Source organism: bacterium, assembly GCA_036524115.1.
Classification (GTDB): Bacteria; JAUVQV01; JAUVQV01; order JAUVQV01; family DATDCY01; genus DATDCY01.
Map to the genome: position 1 here is coordinate 1 of DATDCY010000374.1, position 2,474 is coordinate 2,474.

General features: G+C 74.2%; 3 protein-coding genes. 1 reads left to right on the top strand and 2 read right to left on the bottom strand.

Going from position 1 to position 2,474, the window contains the following annotated elements; translation table 11 throughout:
• Positions 1–402: hypothetical protein (locus tag VI078_18170; protein HEY6001216.1), on the bottom strand; the 402-nt coding region annotated here is incomplete at its 3' end.
• Between the two features lie 189 nt (positions 403–591).
• Between VI078_18170 and VI078_18175 the strand changes: the two genes are divergently transcribed.
• The gene (locus VI078_18175; protein ID HEY6001217.1) at positions 592–1,509 is read left to right on the top strand and encodes a deoxyribonuclease IV; all 918 of its coding nucleotides are present in this window, start codon (positions 592–594) and stop codon (positions 1,507–1,509) included.
• Here the strand turns inward: VI078_18175 and VI078_18180 are convergent.
• A partial coding sequence (locus VI078_18180; protein HEY6001218.1) for a tyrosine-type recombinase/integrase occupies positions 1,497–2,474 on the bottom strand: 978 nt, incomplete at its 5' end. The genes VI078_18175 and VI078_18180 overlap by 13 nt on opposite strands.

Below are 2,474 nucleotides of genomic sequence, written 5' to 3' on the forward strand. Positions count from 1 at the left end.
CGCCGGGGCGGCGACGGGCGGGAAGACGGCCGCCGGGTCGCCAGCCGCAGCGGGTGCGGTCGTGGCCTCAGGGGTGTTGGGCGCTGGGAAGGCGAGGGGGACCGCCGGAACGGGCACGGTCGCCGGCTCGGGAGCGAAGGAGATCGCGATCGCAGCCGCCTCGGGCGCCGCGGGGCTCGGCGCCATCGGGATGGTGGCGGCCTGGCCGGCCGCAGGCACCGGGGCGGTTTCGGCAGCCGGGACGCCTGCCGCCGGCCCCTCGATGCCGACGGCGGACGCCACCGCGACGGGGCTCTCGGCGTCCGTCGACCCGGCGGCTGCCACCGGCGCGGCCACGGCGAGGAGCGCCAGCGCGACCGCGATCAGGGGGAGCAAGACCCCCTTCAATTTGCTTCCAGACATCGTCATCCTCCTTCAACGTCCGCCGCCGGCCCGAACCCGTCCGAGCCGCTGCGGCGCACGGTGCCTATACGCCGACAATGAGGATTGGGAGTAAGCACCGTGAGGGTGTAGTTCAGGAATGTGGCATTATGCTAACTGCGGATGGAGGGCAAGGCAAGTGCTTTTCTCAGGTGCCAGAAATTCATTATAATGACATCGAAGGACGCCTTCCCCCTGATCGGGGCGCATGTCAGCATCGCCGGCGGGGTCGCCGGGGCCTTCGCCCGCGGGGTCGAGGCCGGCTGCGCCGCCATGCAGATCTTCACCCGGAACCAGACCCAGTGGCACGCTCCGCCCCTGCCGGATGCCGAGGTCGCCCGATTCCGGGCCGAGCAGGCGCGGACGGGGATCGCCCCGGTGGTCGCCCACGGCTCGTACCTGGTGAACCTGGCGTCGCCCGACCCCGCCCTGCTGGCGCGCTCCCGGGCCGCCTTCCTGGAGGAGTTGCACCGGGCCGCCGCGCTCGGACTTCCCTGCGTCATCACCCACCCCGGGGCGCACATGGGGGCCGGGGTGGAGGCCGGGCTGGCGCGCGTGGCCGCCTCGCTCGACTGGCTGGCTGAGCGCGCGGGACCGGGCGCCCCGCTGGTCTGCCTGGAGAACACGGCCGGGCAGGGGACGGTGCTCGGCGGGGACTTCGCCCACTTCGGGGCGCTCTTCGGCATGGTGCGGGAGCCGCGGCGGCTGGGTGTCTGCATCGACTCCTGCCACGGACACGCGGCCGGGTACGACCTCTCGGGCGCCACCGGCTACGAGAAGGCGCTGGGTGCGCTGGAGGCGGCGGTCGGCCGCGGCCGCGTGCTGGCGATCCACCTCAACGACGCCAAGGGCGCCCGCGCCAGTCACCTCGACCGCCACGAGCACATCGGCCGCGGCCGGATCGGGCTGGAGGGGTTCCGCCTCTTCCTGAACGACCCGCGGTTCGAGCGGGTGCCCAAGATCATCGAGACCCCCAAGGAGGAGGACGGCCGCCAGATGGACCCGGTCAACCTTGCGGTGCTGCGGCGCCTCGCCGGCAAGAAACGGGTCCCCCGCGGCCTCGCGGCGCAGGTGCGTCAGGCGCCCTGACCCGGCGGCGGCCGCTTGCGGCTCCTTGGGTGGGCGTTCTCGTACACCCGCGTCAGGTGCTCGAAGTCCAGCCGCGTGTAGCGCTGCGTCGTCGAGAGGCTGCGGTGCCCGAGCATCTCCTGGATCGCGCGCAGGTCAGCGCCCCCGACGAGCAGGTGCGTGGCGAAGCTGTGCCGCAGCGCGTGCGGCGAGACGTTCCGGGGCCACCCCTGCCGCCGCACCCGCGCGCCGAGCAACCGGTGGACGCTCCGCGAGGTCAGCCGCCCGCCGTCGCGGACGTTGAGGAAGAGGGCACCTGGCGCCGCCCCGCCCCGGCGCTCCCGGGCGAGGTAGTCGCGCACCGCGGCGATCGCCTTGCCGCCGACGGGCACGATGCGCTCGCGCCGGCCCTTGCCGCGCACCCGCACGGCGGCGCCGTCGAGGTCGAGGTCGTCCAGGTCGAGGCCGGTCAGTTCGCTGACGCGCAGACCGCTGGAGTAGAGCAGCTCCAGCAGCGCGCGGTCGCGCAGGGGGCTCTTGGGCGGGCCGCCCGGCGTTTCGAGCAGGCGCGCCGCCTCGTCAACCGTCAGCGTCGCGGGCAGGGCGCGCGACTTCGGCGGCGAGGGGATCGGACGGGCCGGATTGCCGGCGAGCAGACCCTCGCGGTTGAGGAAGCGGAAGAAGCTGCGCAGGGCGGCGAGCTTGCGCCCGAGCGAGGAGCTGCGCAGCCCCTGCGTCCCGAGGGCGGCGAGGAAGCCGCGGACGGTCCGCAGCGAGATGCGCCCCGGCTCGAGCGCGGGGCGCGGCGTGCCGGGTGCCGGTGGCGCCGTCTCGCCGGTGGCGCGGAAGCGGGCGAACTGGTCGAGATCGGCGGCGTAGGCGCGCACGGTCGCCGGCGATGCGTTCTTCTCGATCCGCAGCCACTCCAGGAAGGTGTCGACGGCGTCCTCGGCCGACCCGGTCATCCGGGTATCACCTGAGAGGCC